Source organism: Pseudomonas fluorescens (assembly GCF_018614655.1).
Classification (GTDB): domain Bacteria; phylum Pseudomonadota; class Gammaproteobacteria; order Pseudomonadales; family Pseudomonadaceae; genus Aquipseudomonas; species Aquipseudomonas fluorescens_BX.
In genome coordinates this window covers 51,236-70,785 of record NZ_JAGGOG010000021.1, presented here as the reverse complement: position 1 = coordinate 70,785, position 19,550 = coordinate 51,236, and the positions used below count along the sequence as shown (strand labels likewise).

Genomic DNA, 19,550 nt, shown 5'->3' with positions numbered 1-19,550 from the left:
AGCCGTACTCCCGAAGGAGGCGGTGTTCCGTGCAGATCAGAAAGCGCAGGTATCAGGCGTAGGCGGGTGGCGCGCGCGGGTTGGCCGCAGGCCAGGTGAAGCGGGCAGGAATGTCAGCACTGGCAACGATGGCCGGCGGCGCGTGGGGTTGTGGCAAGACCGCCACGTTGAGGCTGGAGTTGAGCGCCGGGCCCATGCCGCCACTGGAGCACAGCGGGCAGCCGAAGGCCTTGGACAGTGTCGGCAGGGACTCATCGGTGGAGTTGGTCGGTGCCGGCGCCTGGGTGCGCGGGTCCACCGTACAGAACTGGCCGCCGATGCCATTGAGCTGCATCCCGACCATTTGCCCGTGACCAATGCTGCAGGCGAACACATTGAACAGGACGCAGCAGTAGAGCATCCAGGCAATGAGCGAGCGGTCGGTCCGGGCGAGTTTCATGGGGCGGCACTTTACCATCAGTCACCGACGAATGGCCTGCAAAAAATCTCAGGAGGACTATCCTCTTTCCCACTTTTTCAAGGATATCCAGCCATGAGCTTTGTTATTGCGCGGTGGATCGTCGTAGCGTTTGCTTTCATCAGCATGGTGCATTTGTACTGGGCGGCGGGTGGCAAACTGGGGAGCACGGCGGCCATTCCGCAACTGCCCGGCGAGTTCGCCAGAGGGCCACGCCCTGCATTCAAACCCTCGACGCTGGGCACGTTTCTGGTTGCCGTTGGGCTGGTGCTGATTGCGCTGTTGGTATGTTTGCGGGCGGGGTTGTACTTCGAGCCGGTTTCCAACGGCGCGTTGCAGTGGGGAATCAGTGCGGTTGCCGTGGTGATGTTTGCCAGGGCGATCGGCGATTCGGAGCTGGTGGGGTTTTTCAAGAAGGTAGGTGGGTCGCGGTTTGCGCGGCTGGATACGTTGTTCTACTCGCCGCTGTGTCTGGTGTTGGGCGCGGGGTTGTTGGTGGTGGCCTGGGGTTAAGCATCGTTCTGGCGCAGGCGTTTGTACAGGGTGTTGCGGCTGACACCCAGTTCCCGGGCGAGGTGGGAGATGTTGCCGCCCACCGCTTTCAATCGCTGGTTGAGATCCAGGCTGTCATCCAGCAACTCGTTGGGTGACGATGGGGCGGACAGGTTGAGGTCGACAAAAAAATCATCGGGTAAATGCTCCAGCCGCACTGGCTGGTCCTCGGCCATGGCCAGTGCCACCTGCATCACGCTGCTGACCTGGCGCAAGTTTCCCGGCCACGGATGCTGCTCGAACAACGCCAACACCTCCTGACTGAGCCCGGCCCACTGGCTCGGCTCGCGGTGTTGCGCCCACAACTGCTTGAAGAGTGCCTGTTTGTCACTGCGCTCGCGTAGCGGCGGCAGTTCCAGGGTCAGGCCGCCGATGCGGTAATACAGGTCTTCGCGAAACCGGCCGATCTGTACCTGCTCACGCAGAGAACGGTTGGTGGCGGAGATGATCCGCAAGTCCACCGGGAATACCTCGCTGCTGCCCACCGGTTGTACGCAGCGTTCCTGGAGCACTCGCAGCAAACGAGCCTGAGTGGGCAGTGGCATGTCGCCGATCTCGTCGAGAAACAACGTGCCTTTATCGGCCTTGCGGATCAGGCCGATGCTGCCTTTCTGGTTGGCCCCGGTGAACGCGCCTTTTTCGTAGCCAAACAACTCTGACTCCACCAGCTCAGCGGGAATCGCCGCGCAGTTGACGGCGATAAACGTTCGTTGGCTGCGGGAACTGGCCTGGTGCAAAGCTTTGACGAACACTTCTTTGCCGACGCCGGTTTCGCCATGGATCAGCAGCGGGATGTCCTTCTCCAGCAGGCGTTCGGCCTGGCGTACGGCTTTTTCCACGCGGCTGTCACCGAAGTGCAAGGTTTTGAGGCTGATCGCCGCAGGCGTTGGTTCGACTTTTTTCGGTTCGAGAAACACCCGGGCCTGGACCGCCGCCTGCTTGGGGCGCTTCAACAGGCATTGGAACCGGTTGCGGCCGGCGGCTTGCAACGAAAAAGGCAGACCTTCAGGCTGATTGAGCAGTTCCAGCAGCGAGACCTTGAACAGGCTGTCGATCATCACCCGCGACAGGCTGATGCCCAGCAGGTTGTCGGCACGGCGGTTGGCTGACAGCACCTGGCCGCTCTCATCGAAAATCAGCAGGCCGGCCCACTGGCTGTCGAGGTTGCTCAGACCTGTGTTGAAGGTCAGCTGGAAGTGCTCGCCCCGAAACAGATTGAGGATCAGCCGGTTCTCTACCGTCTGGCTCATCATCTTGACCATGCCCAGGGTGTGGGACGGCGGCAGGTAGCTGTCGCTGGACACATCCAGCACCGCAATGATCTCGCGCTGGGCGTCGAAGATCGGCGCCGCCGAGCCCGTCATAAAGCGGTTGGCCTTGAGGAAGTGCTCGTCATGCTCGATATGCACCGCCTGGGCACAGGCCAGCGCGGTGCCGATGGCATTGGTGCCGCTTGCGCGTTCCTGCCAACTGGCGCCGGCGCTGAAACCACGGGCCAGTTTTGGCTCGATAAAACGTTGGGTGCCCCAGGACGTGAGGACATGGCCTTGATTGTCAGCCAGCATGATCAAGCAGTTGGAGTTGCTGAGGATATTTTCGTAGTAAGGCAGGACTTCCTGATGGGTGGTCTGTACCAGGGAGTGCTGGCTTTCCAGCAGTTGGCTGATGCCTTCGGCAGGCAGTTGATCGAAGCTCGGTGGGCTCTGGTGATCCAGGCCGAAGGCGCGGCAGCGGCGCCAGGAGTCCTGGATGATGGTGTCGTGAGCCAGCGGTGGGGCAGGTGCTGCCATGGCGGTCACCCTCGATTTTATTGTTTGTTGTTATGAGGCTGTAGATACCGTCTTGCGCGTCATCAGGCAAGAGCCCTGTCAGGTCATACATTTGGCCCGTTGTAGCCGCTGCCGAGGCACGAGGCTGCTATGAGATTGTGCAGTATTGCGACGCAGCAGCCCCAAGGCGGCGTACAGGCTGTTGAACCCAAAAAAGTTTATTCAGTGTTGTTCAGAACTGTTCATTGTCAACCCGGGAGTTGTTCAATTGTTCAGCGCGGTATGTTCATTTCTGTTCAGGAGTGAATCCAGCTTTTTGCTCAATCCATTGATCCGCTTGGGTTTTCAGCTTTTGGCACGAAACTCGCTCTGCCGTTTCGCCAGCACTCTTCCAATAATAAAAAAGGGCGTGTCATGTCATTGACCCTGGAACATGTCACCCGCGTCGTCGAAGGTCAGACCTGGATCGACGATGCCAATCTGCGTTTCGAAGCCGGTTCCTTCAACGTCTTGCTGGGCCGCACTCTCTCTGGCAAGACCAGTTTGATGCGCCTGATGGCCGGCCTGGACAAGCCCGACAGCGGCCGCATCCTGATGAATGGTGTCGACGTCACCCAGCAGCCGGTGCGTCTGCGCAATGTGTCGATGGTCTACCAGCAATTCATTAACTACCCGACGATGACCGTGTTCGAGAACATCGCCTCGCCGTTGCGCCAGGCCGGGGTCTCGGCGGAGCAGATCCAGAGCAAGGTGCTGGAAACCGCAAAGATGCTGCGTATCGAGAAGTTTTTGCAGCGCCATCCCCTGGAGTTGTCCGGCGGCCAGCAGCAACGCACCGCCATGGCCCGGGCGCTGGTCAAGGACGCGGAGCTGATTCTGTTTGACGAGCCGCTGGTGAACCTGGACTACAAACTGCGCGAAGAGCTGCGCCAGGAAATGCGCGAGCTGTTCAAGGCGCGCCATACCATCGCGATCTACGCCACCACCGAGCCCAACGAAGCCCTGGCCCTGGGGGGCACCACCACGATTCTCCACGAAGGCCGCGTGATCCAGAGCGGCAAGGCCGCCGAGGTCTATCACCAGCCGCAAACTGTGTTGGCCGCCGAGCTGTTTTCCGAGCCGCCGATCAACCTGATGCCGGGGAGAATCAGTGGCAACGAGGTGAGCTTCGCCAACTTTGTGCACTTCCCACTGAACGTTGATCTGCGACCCGTCGGTGACGGCGAGTTTCGTTTTGGCGTGCGCCCCAGCCATATCAGCCTGGTGCCGAGTAACGATGACGATCTGGAGTTGGCGGTGACTGTGGAGGTTGCGGAAATCAGTGGTTCGGAAACGTTCCTGCATGTGCGCAGCGAGCATTTCCTGCTGGTGCTGCATTTGTCTGGGGTCCATGAGTACGATGTCGATGCGCCGATCCGCATCTATATCCCCACCCATAAACTGTTTGTGTTCGATGGGCTGGGGCGTTTGGTCCAGGCGCCCGGACGACGTGTCGCGAGGGTTGCCTGATGGCCGAGATCCATTTGCAGAACCTGGCCCATAGCTACAACCCTGTGCCAGCAGGTCCTGAGGACTACGCCATTCGTGAAATGAACCACGTCTGGGAGCAGGGTGGCGCCTACGCCTTGCTCGGCCCCTCAGGCTGTGGCAAGTCGACCCTGCTCAATATCATCTCCGGCCTGCTCAGCCCATCCGAAGGCCAGGTGCTGTTCGACAGCAAGGTGGTCAATGACCTGACCCCGGAGAAGCGCAATATTGCCCAGGTGTTCCAGTTTCCGGTGGTGTACGACACGATGACGGTGTTCGATAACCTGGCATTTCCCTTGAGAAATCAGGGGCTGGCCGAGGTGAAAGTCCACAGCAAGGTGCAGGAAATCGCCGAAGTCCTCGACCTGCAAAGCCTGTTGAGCAAAAAAGCCCGCAACCTCACCGCTGACGAGAAGCAGAAAGTCTCCATGGGCCGCGGGCTGGTACGCGACGACGTCTCGGCGATCCTGTTTGACGAACCGCTGACGGTGATCGACCCGCATCTGAAGTGGAAACTGCGGCGCAAGCTCAAGCAGATCCACGAGCAGTTCAACATCACCATGGTCTACGTCACCCACGACCAGTTGGAGGCTTCGACCTTCGCCGACAAGATCGCGGTGATGTACGGCGGGCAGATCGTGCAGTTCGGCACGCCCCGGGAGCTGTTCGAGCGACCGAGTCATACCTTTGTCGGTTACTTCATCGGCAGCCCCGGGATGAATCTGATTGAAGTGCAGGCAGAAGCCGGCGGTGTGAAGTTTGCCGGTACTCATCTGGCACTGTCCGAGGCATTGCAGCAGCGGATCGCAGAAACGGACTACACGAAGCTGCAGGTTGGCATCCGTCCGGAGTTCGTCCATGTGTGGGACGAGCCCTATGCCGACGCGCTGCAAGCGGCGGTGGTACATGTCGAAGACCTGGGCACCTACAAAATCATGACCCTGGACCTGGACGGTGCGCCCTTGAAAGTGCGCCTGGCCGAAGACAAGCCGGTGCCCGAAATCCAGGCGTCCATCAGCTTTCCGGCGCAATGGTTGATGGTGTATGCCGACGACTACCTGCTGGAGGTCCTGCCATGAACAAGGTGCAGAACAACAAGGCCTGGTGGTTGGTGCTGCCGGTGTTCCTGCTGGTGGCCTTCAGCGCGGTGATTCCGATGATGACCGTGGTCAACTATTCGGTGCAGGACATCTTCGACCAGTCCAGCCGCTATTTCGTCGGTGCCGACTGGTACAAACAGGTGCTGCTGGACCCGCGGCTGCATGACTCGCTGTTGCGCCAGTTCATTTACTCCGCCTGTGTGCTGATCATCGAGATTCCCCTGGGGATCGCCATCGCTCTGACCATGCCCACCAAGGGCCGCTGGTCGTCGCTGGTGCTGATCGTGATGGCGATTCCGCTACTGATCCCGTGGAACGTGGTGGGCACCATCTGGCAGATCTTCGGCCGGGCCGATATCGGCTTGCTCGGTTCCACACTCAACGCCATGGGCATCAGCTACAACTACGCGGCCAACACTATGGATGCCTGGGTCACGGTGCTGGTGATGGATGTCTGGCACTGGACGTCGCTGGTGGCGCTGCTGTGTTTCTCGGGGCTGCGGGCGATTCCGGATGTGTACTACCAGGCAGCACGGATTGATCGGGCATCCAGTTGGGCGGTATTCCGACATATCCAGTTGCCGAAGTTGAAGAGCGTGCTGCTGATCGCGGTGATGCTGCGGTTCATGGACAGCTTCATGATCTACACCGAACCGTTTGTACTGACTGGTGGCGGACCGGGGAATGCCACCACCTTTCTGAGTCAGACCTTGACCCAAATGGCCGTAGGGCAATTCGATCTGGGCCCGGCGGCGGCGTTTTCCCTGGTGTATTTCCTGATCATCCTGTTGGTGTCCTGGCTGTTCTACACCGCCATGACCCATTCCGACGCCAACCGCTGAGGCCACCATCATGACTAAACGCAAGCTGGTGCCGCTGCTGATTTACATCCTGTTCCTGCTGGTGCCGATCTACTGGCTGCTGAACATGTCCTTCAAGAGCAACACCGAAATCCTCGGCGGGCTGACACTGTTTCCCCAGGACTTCACGTTCGCCAACTACAAGGTGATTTTCACCGACCCCAGTTGGTACACCGGTTATCTCAACTCGTTGTACTACGTCAGCCTGAACACGGTGATTTCCCTGAGTGTGGCGCTGCCGGCGGCCTACGCGTTTTCCCGCTATCGTTTTTTGGGAGACAAGCACCTGTTTTTCTGGCTGCTGACCAACCGCATGGCGCCGCCTGCGGTGTTTCTGCTGCCATTCTTCCAGCTGTATTCGTCCATTGGACTGTTCGACACCCACATTGCCGTGGCCCTGGCCCACTGCTTGTTTAACGTGCCGCTGGCGGTGTGGATCCTCGAAGGCTTCATGTCTGGGGTGCCCAAGGAAATCGACGAAACCGCCTACATTGATGGCTATAGCTTTCCCAAGTTCTTCGTGAAGATTTTCATCCCGTTGATTGGCTCTGGGATCGGCGTGACGGCGTTTTTCTGCTTCATGTTTTCCTGGGTCGAACTGCTGCTGGCGCGAACACTGACCTCGGTGAACGCCAAGCCCATCGCGGCAGTGATGACCCGTACGGTCTCGGCCTCCGGGATTGACTGGGGAGTGCTGGCCGCCGCCGGGGTGCTGACTATCCTGCCGGGCATGCTGGTGATCTGGTTTGTTCGCAACCACGTGGCCAAGGGCTTTGCCCTGGGCCGGGTCTGAGGAGTCGATGATGGAATGGATGGCCTGGACCACCCCGACTGCGCTGTTTTTTGTTGCCATTGCCCTGTTGCTCACGGGCATGACCACTTGGGAACTGCGTTCACCGAGTATTCCCCGGCGCGGTTTTTTACCGATCAGCACCACTCGTGGTGATCGCTTGTTTATCGGTCTTCTCGGAAGCGCCTACCTGCATTTACTGGTGATTGGCGTGACTGGCTGGAGCATCTGGGTGGCGTCCGCGCTGTCTGTGGTGTGGCTGTTGTCTGTGATGCGTTGGGGCTAGTGGCCGGGTCTGGCATCCCCATCTGAACTTAACCAGGAGGTCTCTATGTTCGATAAAAACAATAAGCTGCGACATAGCATTTCATTGGCCGCCGTACTGGCCCTCAGCGGCCTGAGCGCCACGGCCTGGGCCGATGCTTACGAGGACGCCGCGAAAAAATGGATCGGCAGCGAGTTCAAGCCGTCGACCCTTACCCAAGCCCAGCAACTCGACGAGTTGAAGTGGTTTATCAAGGCGTCCGAGCCGTTTCGTGGGATGAAGATCAACGTGGTGTCGGAAACCCTCACCACCCACGAGTACGAGTCCAAGGTGCTGGCCAAGGCCTTCAGTGAAATCACCGGGATCAAGCTGACCCACGACCTGCTGCAGGAAGGCGACGTGGTGGAAAAACTGCAGACCCAGATGCAATCCGACAAGAATATCTATGACGGCTGGGTCAACGACTCGGACCTGATCGGCACGCACTTTCGCTATGGCAAGACCGCATCCATCACCGACCTGATGGCCAATGAAGGTAAAGACTTCACGTCGCCGACTCTGGATATCAAGGATTTCATTGGTATCTCGTTCACGACAGCGCCAGACGGCAAGATCTATCAATTGCCCGACCAGCAGTTCGCCAATCTGTACTGGTTCCGCGCCGACTGGTTCGAACGGCCGGACCTGAAAGCCAAGTTCAAGGAAAAGTACGGCTACGACCTGGGCGTGCCGGTGAACTGGTCGGCCTATGAAGACATTGCCAAGTTCTTCAGCGAAGACGTCAAGGAGATCGACGGCAAGCGCGTCTACGGGCACATGGACTACGGCAAGAAAGACCCGTCCCTGGGTTGGCGTTTCACCGATGCCTGGTTCTCCATGGCCGGTGGTGGCGACAAGGGCCTACCTAATGGCTTGCCGGTGGACGAGTGGGGCATTCGCGTCGAGGATTGCCACCCGGTGGGCTCCAGCGTGACCCGTGGTGGCGACACCAACGGCCCGGCGGCAGTGTTTGCCACGCAGAAGTATGTCGACTGGCTGCGGGCCTATGCGCCACCGGAAGCGGCGGGCATGACCTTCTCCGAATCCGGCCCGGTGCCGTCCCAGGGCAATATCGCCCAGCAGATCTTCTGGTACACCGCCTTTACTGCTGACATGACCAAACCCGGCCTGCCAGTGATGAATGCCGACGGCACACCGAAATGGCGCATGGCGCCGTCGCCGCGTGGGCCGTACTGGGAGGAGGGCATGAAACTGGGGTATCAGGACGTGGGTTCCTGGACGTTCCTCAAATCCACGCCGGAGAAGCAAAAACTCGCGGCCTGGCTCTATGCGCAGTTCGTGACCTCGAAAACCGTATCGCTGAAGAAAACCATTGTTGGCCTGACACCGATCCGCGAATCCGACATCAACTCCCAGGCCATGACCGACCTGGCACCGAAACTCGGCGGGTTGGTGGAGTTCTATCGCAGCCCGGCGCGGGTGCAATGGACGCCGACCGGGACCAACGTGCCGGACTATCCACGCCTGGCGCAACTGTGGTGGAGCCACATCTCGGAAGCCGCCAGCGGCGAGAAGACTCCGCAGCAGGCGCTGGACGGTTTGGCCAAGGATCAGGATGCCATCATGACGCGCCTGGAGCGCTCCAAGGTGCAGCCTGTTTGCGGTCCGAAGATGAATCCGGAGCGGGATGCACAATACTGGTTTGATCAGCCAGGGGCACCGAAGCCGAAGTTGGCGAACGAGAAGCCCAAGGGCGAAACGGTCAGCTACAACGACTTGCTCAAGTCGTGGGAGGCGGCGCGTAAGTAAGGAGTAGGGCCGTGATAAAAAACGGCTCCGTGAAGGTGCCGTTTTTTGTGGTGTTTAGATTATCGCCATCGCGGGAAAGCCCGCGATGGTCATAGGTATCTACACATCTTTTGAGTCCTGCGAAAAACCTGTAGCCGCTGCCGAGGCACGAGGCTGCGATGGGCAGCGAAGCGGCCCCCGGGGCGGTCCTGCGGACCGCATCGCAGCCTCGTGCCTCGGCAGCGGCTACAGGGTTTCAGGGGAGCAAGAAATGTGTAGATACCCATGCCGCGATGGCGGTAGAAGTGGCACCACACATCTCTTCCCCAGAAACACAAAACGGCACCCGAAGGTGCCGTTTTATTTACTGCTTGCTGCTAAGCGATCAACCCGCCATCACCGCATGCTGCACCAGGGTGAGCAACGGTTGTGGGTAGACGCCCAGGAAGAACGCCAGCAGGGCGATTGCCAGCAGCATCACGCCGCCCGCTTTCTGTTCCCAGTGCAGCTCGGCGTCCACACGGCGCAGGTTTGGCTCGATCAGGTACAGGGTCACCATCACGCGCAGGTAGTAGAAGACGCCAATGGCGCTACCCAACACCAGGGACGCGACGAGCCACCATTCGTGAGCTTCAACGCCGGTAGCCACAATGTAGAACTTGCCGATGAAGCCGGCGGTCAGCGGGATACCGGCCAGGGACAGCATCATCACGGTCAGCACGGCGGTCAGGTACGGACGACGCCAGAACAGGCCGCGGTATTCGTACAAGGCATCGGCGTCACGGCCTTTGTAAGGCGAGGACATCAGCGTGATCACGCCGAACGCGCCAAGGCTGGTGATCACGTAAGTGACCAAGTACACGCCGATGGCTTCCATCGCCAGACCTTTGCTCGCCACCAGGGCGATCAACAGGTAACCGAAGTGGGCGATGGATGAATAACCCAGCAGACGCTTGAGGTTGTTCTGGGTCAGCGCCAGCAGGTTACCGAACAGGATCGAGGCGATGGCGATGATGGTCAGTACGTTGCTGAGTACACCGGTGTTGGCCGCAGGGGAGATCTGGAACAGACGCACCATGACGGCAAACACGGCGACTTTCGAAGCGGTAGCCAGGAACGCGGCCACCGGCGCCGGGGCGCCTTCGTACACGTCCGGGGTCCACAGGTGGAACGGCACCAGCGACAGCTTGAACGCCAGGCCGATCAGCATCATGGCCAGGCCCAGTTGGGCGAGTGGCGCAGGGCTGCCGGAAGCTGTCAGGGCGTGACCGATACCGCTGAAGCTAAGGCTGCCGGCTTCTGCGTACAGCAGGGCCATACCGAACAACAGGAACGCGGAACCGGCCGCCGACAGCACCATGTACTTGATGCCGGCTTCCAGGGAGCGCTTGTTGAAGAAGGCATAAGCCACCAGGCCGTAGACCGGGATCGACAGCAGTTCCAGGCCGATGAACAAGCCGGCCAGGTGCTGCGCGCTGACCAATACGATACCGCCGGTAGCCGCCAGCAGGATCAACAGGTACAGCTCTTCCTTGTTGCCGGGGTAACCGGTGCCGCCTTCGCCGAGGTAGGCGTGGGCGAGGGTGACACAGGCGAGGGTGGCGACGAGGATCAGCGCGATATACAGCAGCGCGAAATCATCGACCATCAACAGCGGAGTGACCGCCAGCGGTGCGACCTTGAGTGCCGGGATAATCGACAGCAAGGCCAGGTTCAGGCCTGCCACGGAAATCAGGAAGGTCTGTGAGTGGTTGCGGCGCCATGCGATCGCCAGCATCACCACCACAACGGTGAGGCTGGAGATCAGCAGCGGCGCAAGCGCGATAAAGTGTTGGATCGTGAATTCCATAGCGCTCTTACCGGGCCGAAGCGAGTTGAGTGAAGGCGGTGCTGAACCATTGCTGCACGCCATGCATCGTTGCGGCAGAAGTATCCAGGAACGGTTGCGGGTAAACGCCGATGTAGATCAGCAACACCGCAAGGCCGAGCACCATGATCAGTTCGCGAGCATCCATGCCGTGCAGCACGGTGTCCGACTTGGCCGGACCGAAGTAGGCACGGTGAATCATGATCAGCGAGTAGACCGAGCCGAACACCAGGCCAGAGGTAGCAATTGCGCTGATCCAAGGCGTCTGTACGAAGGCTCCCATCAGGATCAGGAACTCGCCGATGAAGTTACCGGTACCCGGCAAGCCCAGGGATGCGGCGGCGAAGAACAGGCTGATGGCCGGCAGGTAAGCGATACGCGACCACACGCCACCCATCTCACGCATGTCACGGGTGTGCAGACGTTCGTACAACTGACCACTGAGGATAAACAGTGCGGCTGCCGAAACACCGTGAGCCAACATCTGGATCACTGCGCCTTGCAGCGCCAGTTGGCTGCCGGAATAGATGCCGATCAGTACGAAGCCCATGTGGGAAACGGACGAGAAGGCAATCAGACGCTTGATGTCGGTCTGGGCGAACGCCAGGAACGCACCGTAGAAGATCCCGATCAGACCGAGGGTCATGGCGATCGGCGCAAACTCGGCCGAGGCATTCGGGAACAGCGGCAGGGCGAAACGCAGCAGACCATATGCAGCGGTCTTCAGCAGGATACCCGCCAGGTCCACGGAGCCCGCAGTCGGCGCCTGGGCGTGAGCATCAGGCAGCCAGGAGTGAAACGGCACCACCGGCAGCTTCACCGCGAACGCGATGAAGAAGCCCAGCATCAGGATGTACTCGGTGGTCAGGGACATCTTGGTTTTCAACAGGTCGGCGTAGTTGAACGTAATCACGCCCGTGCTGTTGAAGTTGACCAGTACCAGACCCAGGATCGCCACCAACATGATCAGGCCGGAAGCCTGGGTGAAGATGAAGAACTTGGTCGCCGCGTAGATCCGGGTTTTCTTGCCGTCCGAAGAACTGTGACCCCAGAGCGCGATGAGGAAGTACATCGGCACCAGCATCATTTCCCAGAAGAAGAAGAACATGAACAGGTCCAGCGCAAGGAACACGCCGACAACACCGCCCAGGATCCACATCAGGTTCAGGTGGAAGAAGCCCACGTGACGCTGAATCTCTTTCCAGGAGCAGAGTACCGAGAGGATACCCAGCAAGCCGGTCAGCAGGATCATCAACAGTGACAGGCCGTCGAGGGCCAGGTGCACGTTGATGCCGAAGCGCTGGATCCAGACGTGCTTGAATTCAAGCGCGAAGGTTGGATCGGCACCCGGTGCCGGAGCAAATGAATAGTCGCCATGGGCCCACAGCCAGAGGCCGAGTGCGAGTTCCAGGGACATGGTCAGCAACGCAATCCAGCGGGGCAGGGTAGCGCCGAAGCGCTCGCCCATCCAGCAGAGCAGGCCGCCGATAAAAGGGATCAGGATTAGCCAGGGCAGAATCATGACGGGCTCGTTTCCTTTCGCAAGTTCGCAATGTACATAGTCAGACCGCTACCACGACGATGGCGCCGATCACCAGCACGGCACCGGCCGCCATGGAAGCCGCATACCAACGCAATTGGCCAGTCTCGCTGCGGCTCAGGGCGGTGTGACCGGCCTTGGCGGCACGCGGGATCAAACCGATGGTCTGGTCGAGCGGGTCTTTGCGCAGAACGTGGCTGATCGCAAGGTAAGGCTTGACGAACAGTTTGTCGTAGATCCAGTCGAAGCCCCAGGCAGCGAACCACCAGGCCGAAAGGAAGCGGCCAATGCCACTGTTGGCAATGGCGGTGACGAAGCGGCGCTTGCCGAGGAACAGCAGGGCCGCCAGCAGGATGCCCGCGATGGCGATGGCGCCCGAGGCGATTTCCAGGCTGTGCTTGGCGTCGCCGCCGGCATGGCCGACGCTTTGTGGCAGTACACCGGCCAGTGGCGGGGTGATCAGGGCGCCGACAAAGGTCGACAGGATGATCAGCACCGACAGTGGCAGCCAGTGGGAAATGCCGTGGCCTGCATGGGCTTCGGTCTTGGCTTCACCGTGGAACGTGATGAAGATCAGGCGGAAGGTGTACAGCGAGGTCATGAATGCACCTACCAGACCCGCGTACAGCAGACCCTGGTTGCCGCTGGCAAAGGCTTCCCAGAGGATCTCGTCCTTGGAGTAGAAACCTGCGGTCACCAGTGGCAAGGCAGACAGTGCCGCACCGCCGACGATGAAGCTGGCGTAGGCCAACGGCAGTTTCTTCCACAGGCCACCCATCTTGAAGATGTTCTGCTCGTGGTGGCAGGCAACAATCACCGCACCGGACGCAAGGAACAACAGGGCCTTGAAGAAGGCGTGGGTCATCAGGTGGAAGATTGCGCCGTCCCAGGCGCCAACGCCCAGGGCCAGGAACATGTAGCCGATCTGGCTCATGGTCGAGTAGGCGAGGATGCGCTTGATGTCGGTCTGAACCAGGGCCGCGAAGCCCGCCAGTACCAGGGTCACGCCACCTACCAGGCCAACCAGATGCAGAATCTCCGGTGCCAGGGTGAACAGGCCGTGGGTACGGGCGATCAGGTAGACACCAGCGGTCACCATGGTTGCGGCGTGGATCAGTGCCGAAACCGGGGTAGGGCCGGCCATGGCATCTGCCAGCCAGGTTTGCAGCGGCAGTTGCGCGGATTTACCGACAGCGCCACCCAGCAGCATTAGGGTCGCCAGGGTGATCCAGAAGTCGCCGACCTGGAATTTCTGCGGTGCCAGCACCAGCAGTTCCTGGATGTTCAGCGTGCCCACCTGTTGGAACAGGATGAACAGACCGATGGCCATGAACACGTCGCCGATACGGGTGACGATAAAGGCCTTGAGTGCCGCGTTACCGTTGTTGCGGTTGCTGTAGTAGAAACCGATCAACAGGTACGAGCACAGGCCCACGCCTTCCCAGCCGAAGTACAGGAACAACAGGTTATCGCCCAGCACCAGGAACAGCATGCTGGCGATAAACAGGTTGGTGTAGGCGAAGAAGCGCGAGTAACCGGCTTCACCGCGCATGTACCAGGACGCGAACAGGTGGATCAGGAAGCCCACGCCGACGACCACGCCGAGCATGGTGATCGACAGGCCGTCGACGTATAGGGCGAAGTTGGGCTTGAAGCCCTCCACCGACATCCATTGCCACAGCACCAGGGTGTAGTGACCACCTTCGGGCGGTGCGACGTTGAATTGCCAGATCACATAAGCCGCGACAATCGCCGACAAGCCGATGGAACCGACGCCGACCAGGGCCGAGAGGTTTTCCGACCAGCGTCCACGGGAGAACGACAGCAACAGGAAACCGATCAGGGGAAATACGAAAGTCAGAAAGATCATGTTCATCCGCGCATCTCACTGGCAGCGTCGATATCAAGCGTGTGGAAGCGACGATACAGTTGCAGCAGGATCGCCAGGCCAATACTGGCCTCGGCGGCTGCCAGGCTGATCACCAGGATGAACATGACTTGTCCATCCGGCTGGCCCCAACGGCTACCCGCCACAATGAACGCCAGTGCAGCAGCGTTCATCATGATTTCCAGGCTCATCAACACGAACAGAATGTTACGGCGAACCATCAGGCCGACCAGGCCAAGGCAGAACAGGATGCCGGCGACCGCCAGACCATGCTCCAAAGGGATAGCAGGCATCGTCATTGCTCCTTGGCTTCGTTGCGGCCCAAGTGGAAGGCGGTGATGGCTGCAGCGAGCAGCAGCATCGAAGCCAGTTCGACCACCAGCAGGTACGGACCGAACAGGCTGATGCCCACGGCCTTGGCGTCTACGGTGGTGTGGCCGATCGCGTGGCCGCTCTGGTGAGCGAACAGCACATACAGCAGTTCAGCCAGCAGCAGGGCAGCCAGGATCACCGGGCCGAGCCAGATGCCGGGCTTGAGCCAGACGCGCTCCTGGGCGACCGAAGCCGGCCCCAGGTTGAGCATCATCACCACGAACACGAACAGCACCATGATGGCGCCGGCGTAGGCGATCACTTCCAGTACACCGACGAACGGTGCGCCGAGGCTGAAGAAGGTCATGGCCACGGCGATCAACGAAATGATCAGGTAGAGCAGGGCGTGCACGGGGTTCGTGTTGGTGATCACGCGAAGCGTGGACACCACTGCAATACCCGATGCGAAATAGAAAGCGAATTCCATCTTTCTTCCTTAAGGCAGCAAGCTCTTCACGTTGATCGGCTCGGCTTCGTTTTGCGCGGAGCCTTTTGGCTTACCGGCAATGGCCATACCTGCAACACGATAGAAGTTGTAATCAGGGTTTTTACCGGGACCGGAGATCAACAGATCTTCTTTCTCGTACACCAGGTCCTGACGTTTGAACTCGGCCATTTCGAAATCCGGTGTCAGCTGGATCGCGGTGGTCGGGCAGGCTTCCTCGCAGAGGCCGCAGAAAATGCAGCGCGAGAAGTTGATGCGGAAGAAGTCCGGGTACCAGCGACCGTCTTCGGTTTCAGCTTTCTGCAGCGAGATGCAGCCCACCGGGCACGCCACGGCGCACAGGTTGCAAGCTACGCAGCGCTCTTCGCCGTCGGGGTCGCGGGTCAGGACGATACGGCCGCGATAGCGCGGCGGCAGGTAGACCGCTTCTTCCGGGTATTGCAGGGTGTCGCGTTTGCGAAAGCCGTGACCGAATATCATCACCAGGCTTCGCAACTGGGTACCGGTACCCTTAACGATGTCGCCAATATATTTGAACATGGGTCAAATCCTCACTGAACCGCGCCTGCTGGCGTGTTCAACAACACAACGGCAGCAGTCACCAGCAAATTGATCAGGGTCAGCGGCAGGCAGAATCTCCAGCTGAAATCCATCACCTGGTCATACCGTGGACGCGGGATGGAAGCGCGTAGCAGGATGAACAACATGATGAAGAACGCGGTCTTCAGGAAGAACCAGAAGAAGGCCAACTGCGGCAGGATGCCGAACGGACCGTGCCAGCCACCGAAGAACAGCGTGACCAGCAGGGCCGAGATCAAGATGATGCCGATGTACTCACCGACGAAGAACATGCCCCATTTCATGCCGGCGTATTCAATGTGGTAACCGTCGGCCAGTTCCTGTTCCGCTTCCGGTTGGTCGAAGGGGTGACGGTGAGTCACGGCCACGCCAGCGATGAAGAAGGTACAGAAGCCGAAGAACTGCGGAATGATGAACCACAGGTTCTGCGCCTGGTACTCGACGATGTCGCGCATGTTGAACGAGCCAACCTGCACCACGATGCCCATCAGCGCCAGGCCCATGAACACTTCGTAGGACACGGTCTGGGCCGAGGCCCGCAAGCTGCCCAGCAGGGCGAACTTGTTGTTACTGGCCCAACCGGCGAACAGCACCGCGTAGACCGACAGACCGGCCATGGCAAAGAAGAACAGCAAGCCGATGTTCAGGTCCGCCACACCCCAGGTCGGGGTGATCGGGATGATTGCAAAGGCAATCAGCAAGGCACTCATGGCCACGACCGGTGCCAGGGTGAAGATCACCTTGTCGGCAAACGGCGGGGTCCAGTCTTCCTTGAAGAACATTTTCAGCATGTCGGCGGCGATCTGGAACATGCCGAACGGGCCAACGCGGTTCGGACCGTAACGGTCCTGCCACCAGCCCAGCAGGCGACGTTCGACGAAGCTGAGCAGGGCGCCCGCCACGACCACGGCCAACAGGATCACGATGGCCTTGAGGACCGCGATGATCACGTCGATCACTTCAGGGGTGAACCAGGTCATTGCGCTGCCTCCTGCAGACCGTCAACGGTTTTGCCGAAAATGGCTGGAGGAATGCCCGCGATACCCGCTGGCAACGCAACCAGGCCTGCACCCAACTCTTCATTGATACGCAGCGGCAGGCGCAGGGTCTGACCGGCTACGTTCAGGCTGAGCAGGGCACCGTCGTTGACGCCCAGGCGATCGGCTTCGGACTTGGCCAGGGATACATAAGCAGCCGGAATGCGCTCTTGAACCGGGGCGGCTTTGGAAGAGGTCTCTTCGCTGCCGAACAGGTGGAAGAACGGTACGACCTGCCAGGTACCCGGGGCCGGGTTGAACGGACGCGGTACAGCGGCGAACCAGTTCAGCGAATCACCCTGGCTTTCGATCAGGCGGGTGCCCGGGTCGCCAGCGCGGATATGACCACCGACTTCGTCCTGGAACTTGTTCCAGGCCTGCGGCGAGTTCCAGCCCGGCGACCAGGCAAAAGGCACCTGCTGACGTGGCTCGACCGAACCCGAGTAACCTTCCATGGAGAAGTTGAACGCGGTGTCGTTGTCTTGTGGTGTACGCGGTTCGTGCACGCTGATGTCTGCGCGCATGGCGGTACGACCGGAGTAACGCAGCGGTTCGCGGGCCAGTTTCATGCCTTTGATGCGGAACGCGGCGGACGGTGCTGCGTCGACAATCCGGGCAAGCTGCGGTGCGCTGGCGGCGACGGCTGCGGTCACGTGATCGAGCTGGGTCCAGTCGATCGGCTGGTTCAGCAGGGTCGCGCGCAGGGCATGCAGCCAGCGCCAGCCTTCGTGAACCAGAATGCTGGCGTCCATGTACTTCGGATCGAAGACCTGGAAGAAGCGCTGGGCGCGGCCTTCCTGGCTGACCAGCGTACCGTCGCCTTCGGCAAAGCTCGCCGCTGGCAGGACCAGGTCAGCACGGTCGCTGGTGGCGGTTTTCTGGTGATCGGCAACGATCAGTACTTTGGCTGCGTTCAGCGCTGCGTCGACCTTGGCCGAATCAGTGCGGGTGTACAGGTCGTTTTCCAGCACTACGATGGCATCGCTACTGCCGTCGATCACGGCTTGCAAAGCAGCATCAAGCGATTCGCCACCGAGCATGGCCAGGCCGAGGCTGTTGGCTTCCGGCACGATCAGGCTGATGGAACCGTTCTTCTCACGTAGCTTCAAGGCCTTGGCGATGTTGGCAGCGGCTTCGATCAGCGCTTTGGAACCCAGGGAGGTACCGGCGATGATCAGTGGGCGCTTGGCCGTCAGCAGGGCATCGGCGATGCGCTTGGCCAGTTCAACGGCTTCAGCGTCCAGGCCTTCAACGGCAGGGGCACTGGCGTCGAGGGCGTGGGCCACGGCGAAACCGATGCGGGCCAGGTCGTCGGGCGCTGCGTGTACGCATTCTTCAGCGATGTCGTCGAGCTTGGTTTCAGCCAGGCTTGCGATGAACAGCGGGTTCAGCGCGTGCTGGCCGATATTTTTCACCGCAGCGTCGAGCCAAGGCTGGACGCGCATGGCGTCAGCCATGTCTTCGGCCTTGCCCTTGACCGACTGGCGCAGGGCCAGGGCCATGCGAGCGGCGGTCTGGGTCAAGTCTTCACCGAGGACGAAGATCGCGTCGTGGTCTTCGATGTCGCGCATGTTCGGAACCGGCAGCGGGCTGTCGTTCAGCACTTGCAGGACCAGACGGATGCGCTCCAGCTCGGAGGCTTCAATACCGGAGTAGAAGTGCTCGGCGCCGACCAGCTCGCGCAACGCGTAGTTGCTTTCGAGGCTGGCACGGGGCGAACCGATACCGACGATATTGCGACCACGTAGCAGGTCAGCGGCTTTATCCAGTGCTTCGTCCAGGCTCAGCTTGGCGCCATCGGCCAGCAGCGGCTGACGAGGGCGGTCTTCGCGGTTGACGTAGCCATAGCCGAAACGGCCACGGTCGCACAGGAAGTACTGGTTGACCGAACCATTGAAGCGGTTTTCGATCCGACGCAGTTCGCCGTAGCGCTCGCCCGGGGAGATGTTGCAACCGCTGGAGCAGCCATGGCAGATGCTCGGCGAAAACTGCATGTCCCACTTACGGTTATAGCGCTCGGAGTGAGTCTTGTCGGTGAATACACCGGTCGGGCAGACCTCGGTGAGGTTGCCGGAGAACTCGCTTTCCAAGGTGCCGTCTTCAACTCGACCGAAGTACACGTTGTCGTGGGCGCCGAATACACCGAGGTCGGTGCCGCCAGCGTAGTCTTTATAGAAGCGCACGCAGCGGTAGCAAGCGATGCAGCGGTTCATTTCGTGGGAAATGAACGGGCCCAGTTGCTGGTTCTGGTGGGTGCGCTTGGTGAAGCGATACCGGCGCTCGTTGTGGCCGGTCATCACCGTCATGTCTTGCAGGTGGCAGTGACCGCCTTCCTCACAGACCGGGCAGTCGTGGGGGTGGTTGGTCATCAGCCATTCGACGACGCTGGCGCGAAATACTTTCGCTTCTTCGTCTTCGATGGAGATCCAGCTGCCGTCGGTGGCGGGCGTCATGCAGGACATGACGATACGACCACGGGTGTCGTTCTCGTCGGTGTACTGCTTGACCGCGCACTGGCGGCAAGCGCCAACACTGCCGAGGGCGGGGTGCCAGCAGAAATATGGGATGTCGAGGCCTAGCGACAGACACGCCTGTAACAGGTTGTCTGCCCCATCGACTTCGAGCTCTTTGCCGTCTACGTGGATAGTGGCCATGGTTCAAAGTTCTTCGTTGGCCCGGTGTCAGCGGGCGTGGCTAATGGAATCTTGTTATTC

17 protein-coding genes are annotated in these 19,550 nt (G+C 60.1%); 7 read left to right on the top strand and 10 right to left on the bottom strand.

Features of this window, described 5'->3' with window-relative positions; translation table 11 throughout:
* Positions 1 to 52: 52 nt before the first annotated feature.
* Complete coding sequence (locus J7E41_RS21785; protein WP_214996116.1) at positions 53 to 439, bottom strand: DUF2946 domain-containing protein; 387 nt, start codon at positions 437 to 439, stop codon at positions 53 to 55.
* A 93-nt stretch (positions 440 to 532) separates the two neighbouring features.
* Between J7E41_RS21785 and J7E41_RS21780 the strand changes: the two genes are divergently transcribed.
* Positions 533 to 970 (top strand): DUF3995 domain-containing protein, encoded by a 438-nt coding sequence (locus J7E41_RS21780; protein ID WP_214996114.1) that lies wholly within the window; start codon positions 533 to 535, stop codon positions 968 to 970.
* Here J7E41_RS21780 and J7E41_RS21775 read toward each other — a convergent pair.
* Positions 967 to 2,799: a sigma-54-dependent Fis family transcriptional regulator gene (locus J7E41_RS21775; RefSeq protein WP_214996107.1), complete on the bottom strand. Its 1,833-nt coding sequence runs from the start codon at positions 2,797 to 2,799 to the stop codon at positions 967 to 969. The genes J7E41_RS21780 and J7E41_RS21775 overlap by 4 nt on opposite strands.
* Before the next feature lie 393 nt (positions 2,800 to 3,192).
* Here J7E41_RS21775 and J7E41_RS21770 point away from each other — a divergent pair, with 393 nt between their 5' ends.
* From J7E41_RS21770 to J7E41_RS21745, 6 genes are read left to right on the top strand one after another with little or no spacing between them, the layout of a single operon-like run.
* Positions 3,193 to 4,287, top strand: coding sequence for an ABC transporter ATP-binding protein (locus tag J7E41_RS21770; RefSeq protein WP_214996105.1), 1,095 nt, complete (start codon positions 3,193 to 3,195; stop codon positions 4,285 to 4,287).
* Complete coding sequence (locus tag J7E41_RS21765) at positions 4,287 to 5,384, top strand: ABC transporter ATP-binding protein (RefSeq protein WP_214996104.1); 1,098 nt, start codon at positions 4,287 to 4,289, stop codon at positions 5,382 to 5,384. Before J7E41_RS21770 ends, J7E41_RS21765 begins: the two co-directional genes overlap by 1 nt.
* Positions 5,381 to 6,247: a carbohydrate ABC transporter permease gene (locus tag J7E41_RS21760; RefSeq protein ID WP_169354110.1), complete on the top strand. Its 867-nt coding sequence runs from the start codon at positions 5,381 to 5,383 to the stop codon at positions 6,245 to 6,247. Before J7E41_RS21765 ends, J7E41_RS21760 begins: the two co-directional genes overlap by 4 nt.
* Positions 6,248 to 6,257: 10 nt before the next feature.
* Positions 6,258 to 7,058, top strand: coding sequence for a carbohydrate ABC transporter permease (locus tag J7E41_RS21755; RefSeq protein ID WP_169354111.1), 801 nt, complete (start codon positions 6,258 to 6,260; stop codon positions 7,056 to 7,058).
* 10 nt (positions 7,059 to 7,068) lie between these two features.
* Complete coding sequence (locus tag J7E41_RS21750) at positions 7,069 to 7,341, top strand: DUF2160 domain-containing protein (RefSeq protein ID WP_214996103.1); 273 nt, start codon at positions 7,069 to 7,071, stop codon at positions 7,339 to 7,341.
* 45 nt (positions 7,342 to 7,386) lie between these two features.
* The gene (locus J7E41_RS21745) at positions 7,387 to 9,129 is read left to right on the top strand and encodes an ABC transporter substrate-binding protein (RefSeq protein WP_214996102.1); all 1,743 of its coding nucleotides are present in this window, start codon (positions 7,387 to 7,389) and stop codon (positions 9,127 to 9,129) included.
* Positions 9,130 to 9,493: 364 nt separating this feature from the next.
* Here the strand turns inward: J7E41_RS21745 and nuoN are convergent, their stop codons facing one another.
* Genes nuoN through nuoG form a run of 8 tightly spaced genes read right to left on the bottom strand, consistent with a single transcriptional unit; the run spans position 9,494 to position 19,490 of the window.
* Positions 9,494 to 10,957, bottom strand: coding sequence for an NADH-quinone oxidoreductase subunit NuoN (gene nuoN / locus J7E41_RS21740; RefSeq protein ID WP_214996101.1), 1,464 nt, complete (start codon positions 10,955 to 10,957; stop codon positions 9,494 to 9,496).
* Between the two features lie 7 nt (positions 10,958 to 10,964).
* Entirely contained in the window at positions 10,965 to 12,497 is a 1,533-nt protein-coding gene (gene nuoM, locus J7E41_RS21735; protein WP_214996100.1) for an NADH-quinone oxidoreductase subunit M, read from the bottom strand.
* 40 nt (positions 12,498 to 12,537) lie between these two features.
* Positions 12,538 to 14,391, bottom strand: coding sequence for an NADH-quinone oxidoreductase subunit L (nuoL, locus tag J7E41_RS21730; RefSeq protein ID WP_214996099.1), 1,854 nt, complete (start codon positions 14,389 to 14,391; stop codon positions 12,538 to 12,540).
* Positions 14,388 to 14,696: an NADH-quinone oxidoreductase subunit NuoK gene (gene nuoK, locus J7E41_RS21725; RefSeq protein WP_003219560.1), complete on the bottom strand. Its 309-nt coding sequence runs from the start codon at positions 14,694 to 14,696 to the stop codon at positions 14,388 to 14,390. The genes nuoL and nuoK overlap by 4 nt, the downstream gene beginning before the upstream one ends.
* Before the next feature lie 2 nt (positions 14,697 to 14,698).
* Positions 14,699 to 15,202: an NADH-quinone oxidoreductase subunit J gene (nuoJ, locus tag J7E41_RS21720; RefSeq protein ID WP_214996096.1), complete on the bottom strand. Its 504-nt coding sequence runs from the start codon at positions 15,200 to 15,202 to the stop codon at positions 14,699 to 14,701.
* Positions 15,203 to 15,211: 9 nt separating this feature from the next.
* Entirely contained in the window at positions 15,212 to 15,760 is a 549-nt protein-coding gene (nuoI, locus tag J7E41_RS21715; RefSeq protein ID WP_214996094.1) for an NADH-quinone oxidoreductase subunit NuoI, read from the bottom strand.
* A gap of 11 nt (positions 15,761 to 15,771) precedes the next feature.
* Positions 15,772 to 16,779, bottom strand: coding sequence for an NADH-quinone oxidoreductase subunit NuoH (gene nuoH / locus J7E41_RS21710; protein WP_214996092.1), 1,008 nt, complete (start codon positions 16,777 to 16,779; stop codon positions 15,772 to 15,774).
* Positions 16,776 to 19,490 carry an NADH-quinone oxidoreductase subunit NuoG gene (gene nuoG / locus J7E41_RS21705; protein WP_214996090.1) on the bottom strand — a complete coding sequence of 905 codons (2,715 nt, stop codon included), beginning with the start codon at positions 19,488 to 19,490 and terminating at the stop codon, positions 16,776 to 16,778. The genes nuoH and nuoG overlap by 4 nt, the downstream gene beginning before the upstream one ends.
* Positions 19,491 to 19,550 lie beyond the last annotated feature (60 nt).

Excerpts from the sequence above, each read along its gene's own strand:
- nuoH (WP_214996092.1), bottom strand. The coding sequence starts at position 16,779 with ATGACCTGGTTCACCCCTGAAGTGATCGACGTGATCATCGCGGTCCTC.
- J7E41_RS21765 (WP_214996104.1), top strand. The coding sequence starts at position 4,287 with ATGGCCGAGATCCATTTGCAGAACCTGGCCCATAGCTACAACCCTGTG.
- nuoJ (WP_214996096.1), bottom strand. The coding sequence starts at position 15,202 with ATGGAATTCGCTTTCTATTTCGCATCGGGTATTGCAGTGGTGTCCACG.
- nuoK (WP_003219560.1), bottom strand. The coding sequence starts at position 14,696 with ATGCCTGCTATCCCTTTGGAGCATGGTCTGGCGGTCGCCGGCATCCTG.
- J7E41_RS21780 (WP_214996114.1), top strand. The coding sequence starts at position 533 with ATGAGCTTTGTTATTGCGCGGTGGATCGTCGTAGCGTTTGCTTTCATC.
- J7E41_RS21770 (WP_214996105.1), top strand. The coding sequence starts at position 3,193 with ATGTCATTGACCCTGGAACATGTCACCCGCGTCGTCGAAGGTCAGACC.
- nuoN (WP_214996101.1), bottom strand. The coding sequence starts at position 10,957 with ATGGAATTCACGATCCAACACTTTATCGCGCTTGCGCCGCTGCTGATC.
- J7E41_RS21785 (WP_214996116.1), bottom strand. The coding sequence starts at position 439 with ATGAAACTCGCCCGGACCGACCGCTCGCTCATTGCCTGGATGCTCTAC.
- nuoL (WP_214996099.1), bottom strand. The coding sequence starts at position 14,391 with ATGAACATGATCTTTCTGACTTTCGTATTTCCCCTGATCGGTTTCCTG.
- J7E41_RS21755 (WP_169354111.1), top strand. The coding sequence starts at position 6,258 with ATGACTAAACGCAAGCTGGTGCCGCTGCTGATTTACATCCTGTTCCTG.
- nuoI (WP_214996094.1), bottom strand. The coding sequence starts at position 15,760 with ATGTTCAAATATATTGGCGACATCGTTAAGGGTACCGGTACCCAGTTG.
- J7E41_RS21760 (WP_169354110.1), top strand. The coding sequence starts at position 5,381 with ATGAACAAGGTGCAGAACAACAAGGCCTGGTGGTTGGTGCTGCCGGTG.
- nuoG (WP_214996090.1), bottom strand. The coding sequence starts at position 19,490 with ATGGCCACTATCCACGTAGACGGCAAAGAGCTCGAAGTCGATGGGGCA.
- J7E41_RS21775 (WP_214996107.1), bottom strand. The coding sequence starts at position 2,799 with ATGGCAGCACCTGCCCCACCGCTGGCTCACGACACCATCATCCAGGAC.
- J7E41_RS21745 (WP_214996102.1), top strand. The coding sequence starts at position 7,387 with ATGTTCGATAAAAACAATAAGCTGCGACATAGCATTTCATTGGCCGCC.
- nuoM (WP_214996100.1), bottom strand. The coding sequence starts at position 12,497 with ATGATTCTGCCCTGGCTAATCCTGATCCCTTTTATCGGCGGCCTGCTC.
- J7E41_RS21750 (WP_214996103.1), top strand. The coding sequence starts at position 7,069 with ATGGAATGGATGGCCTGGACCACCCCGACTGCGCTGTTTTTTGTTGCC.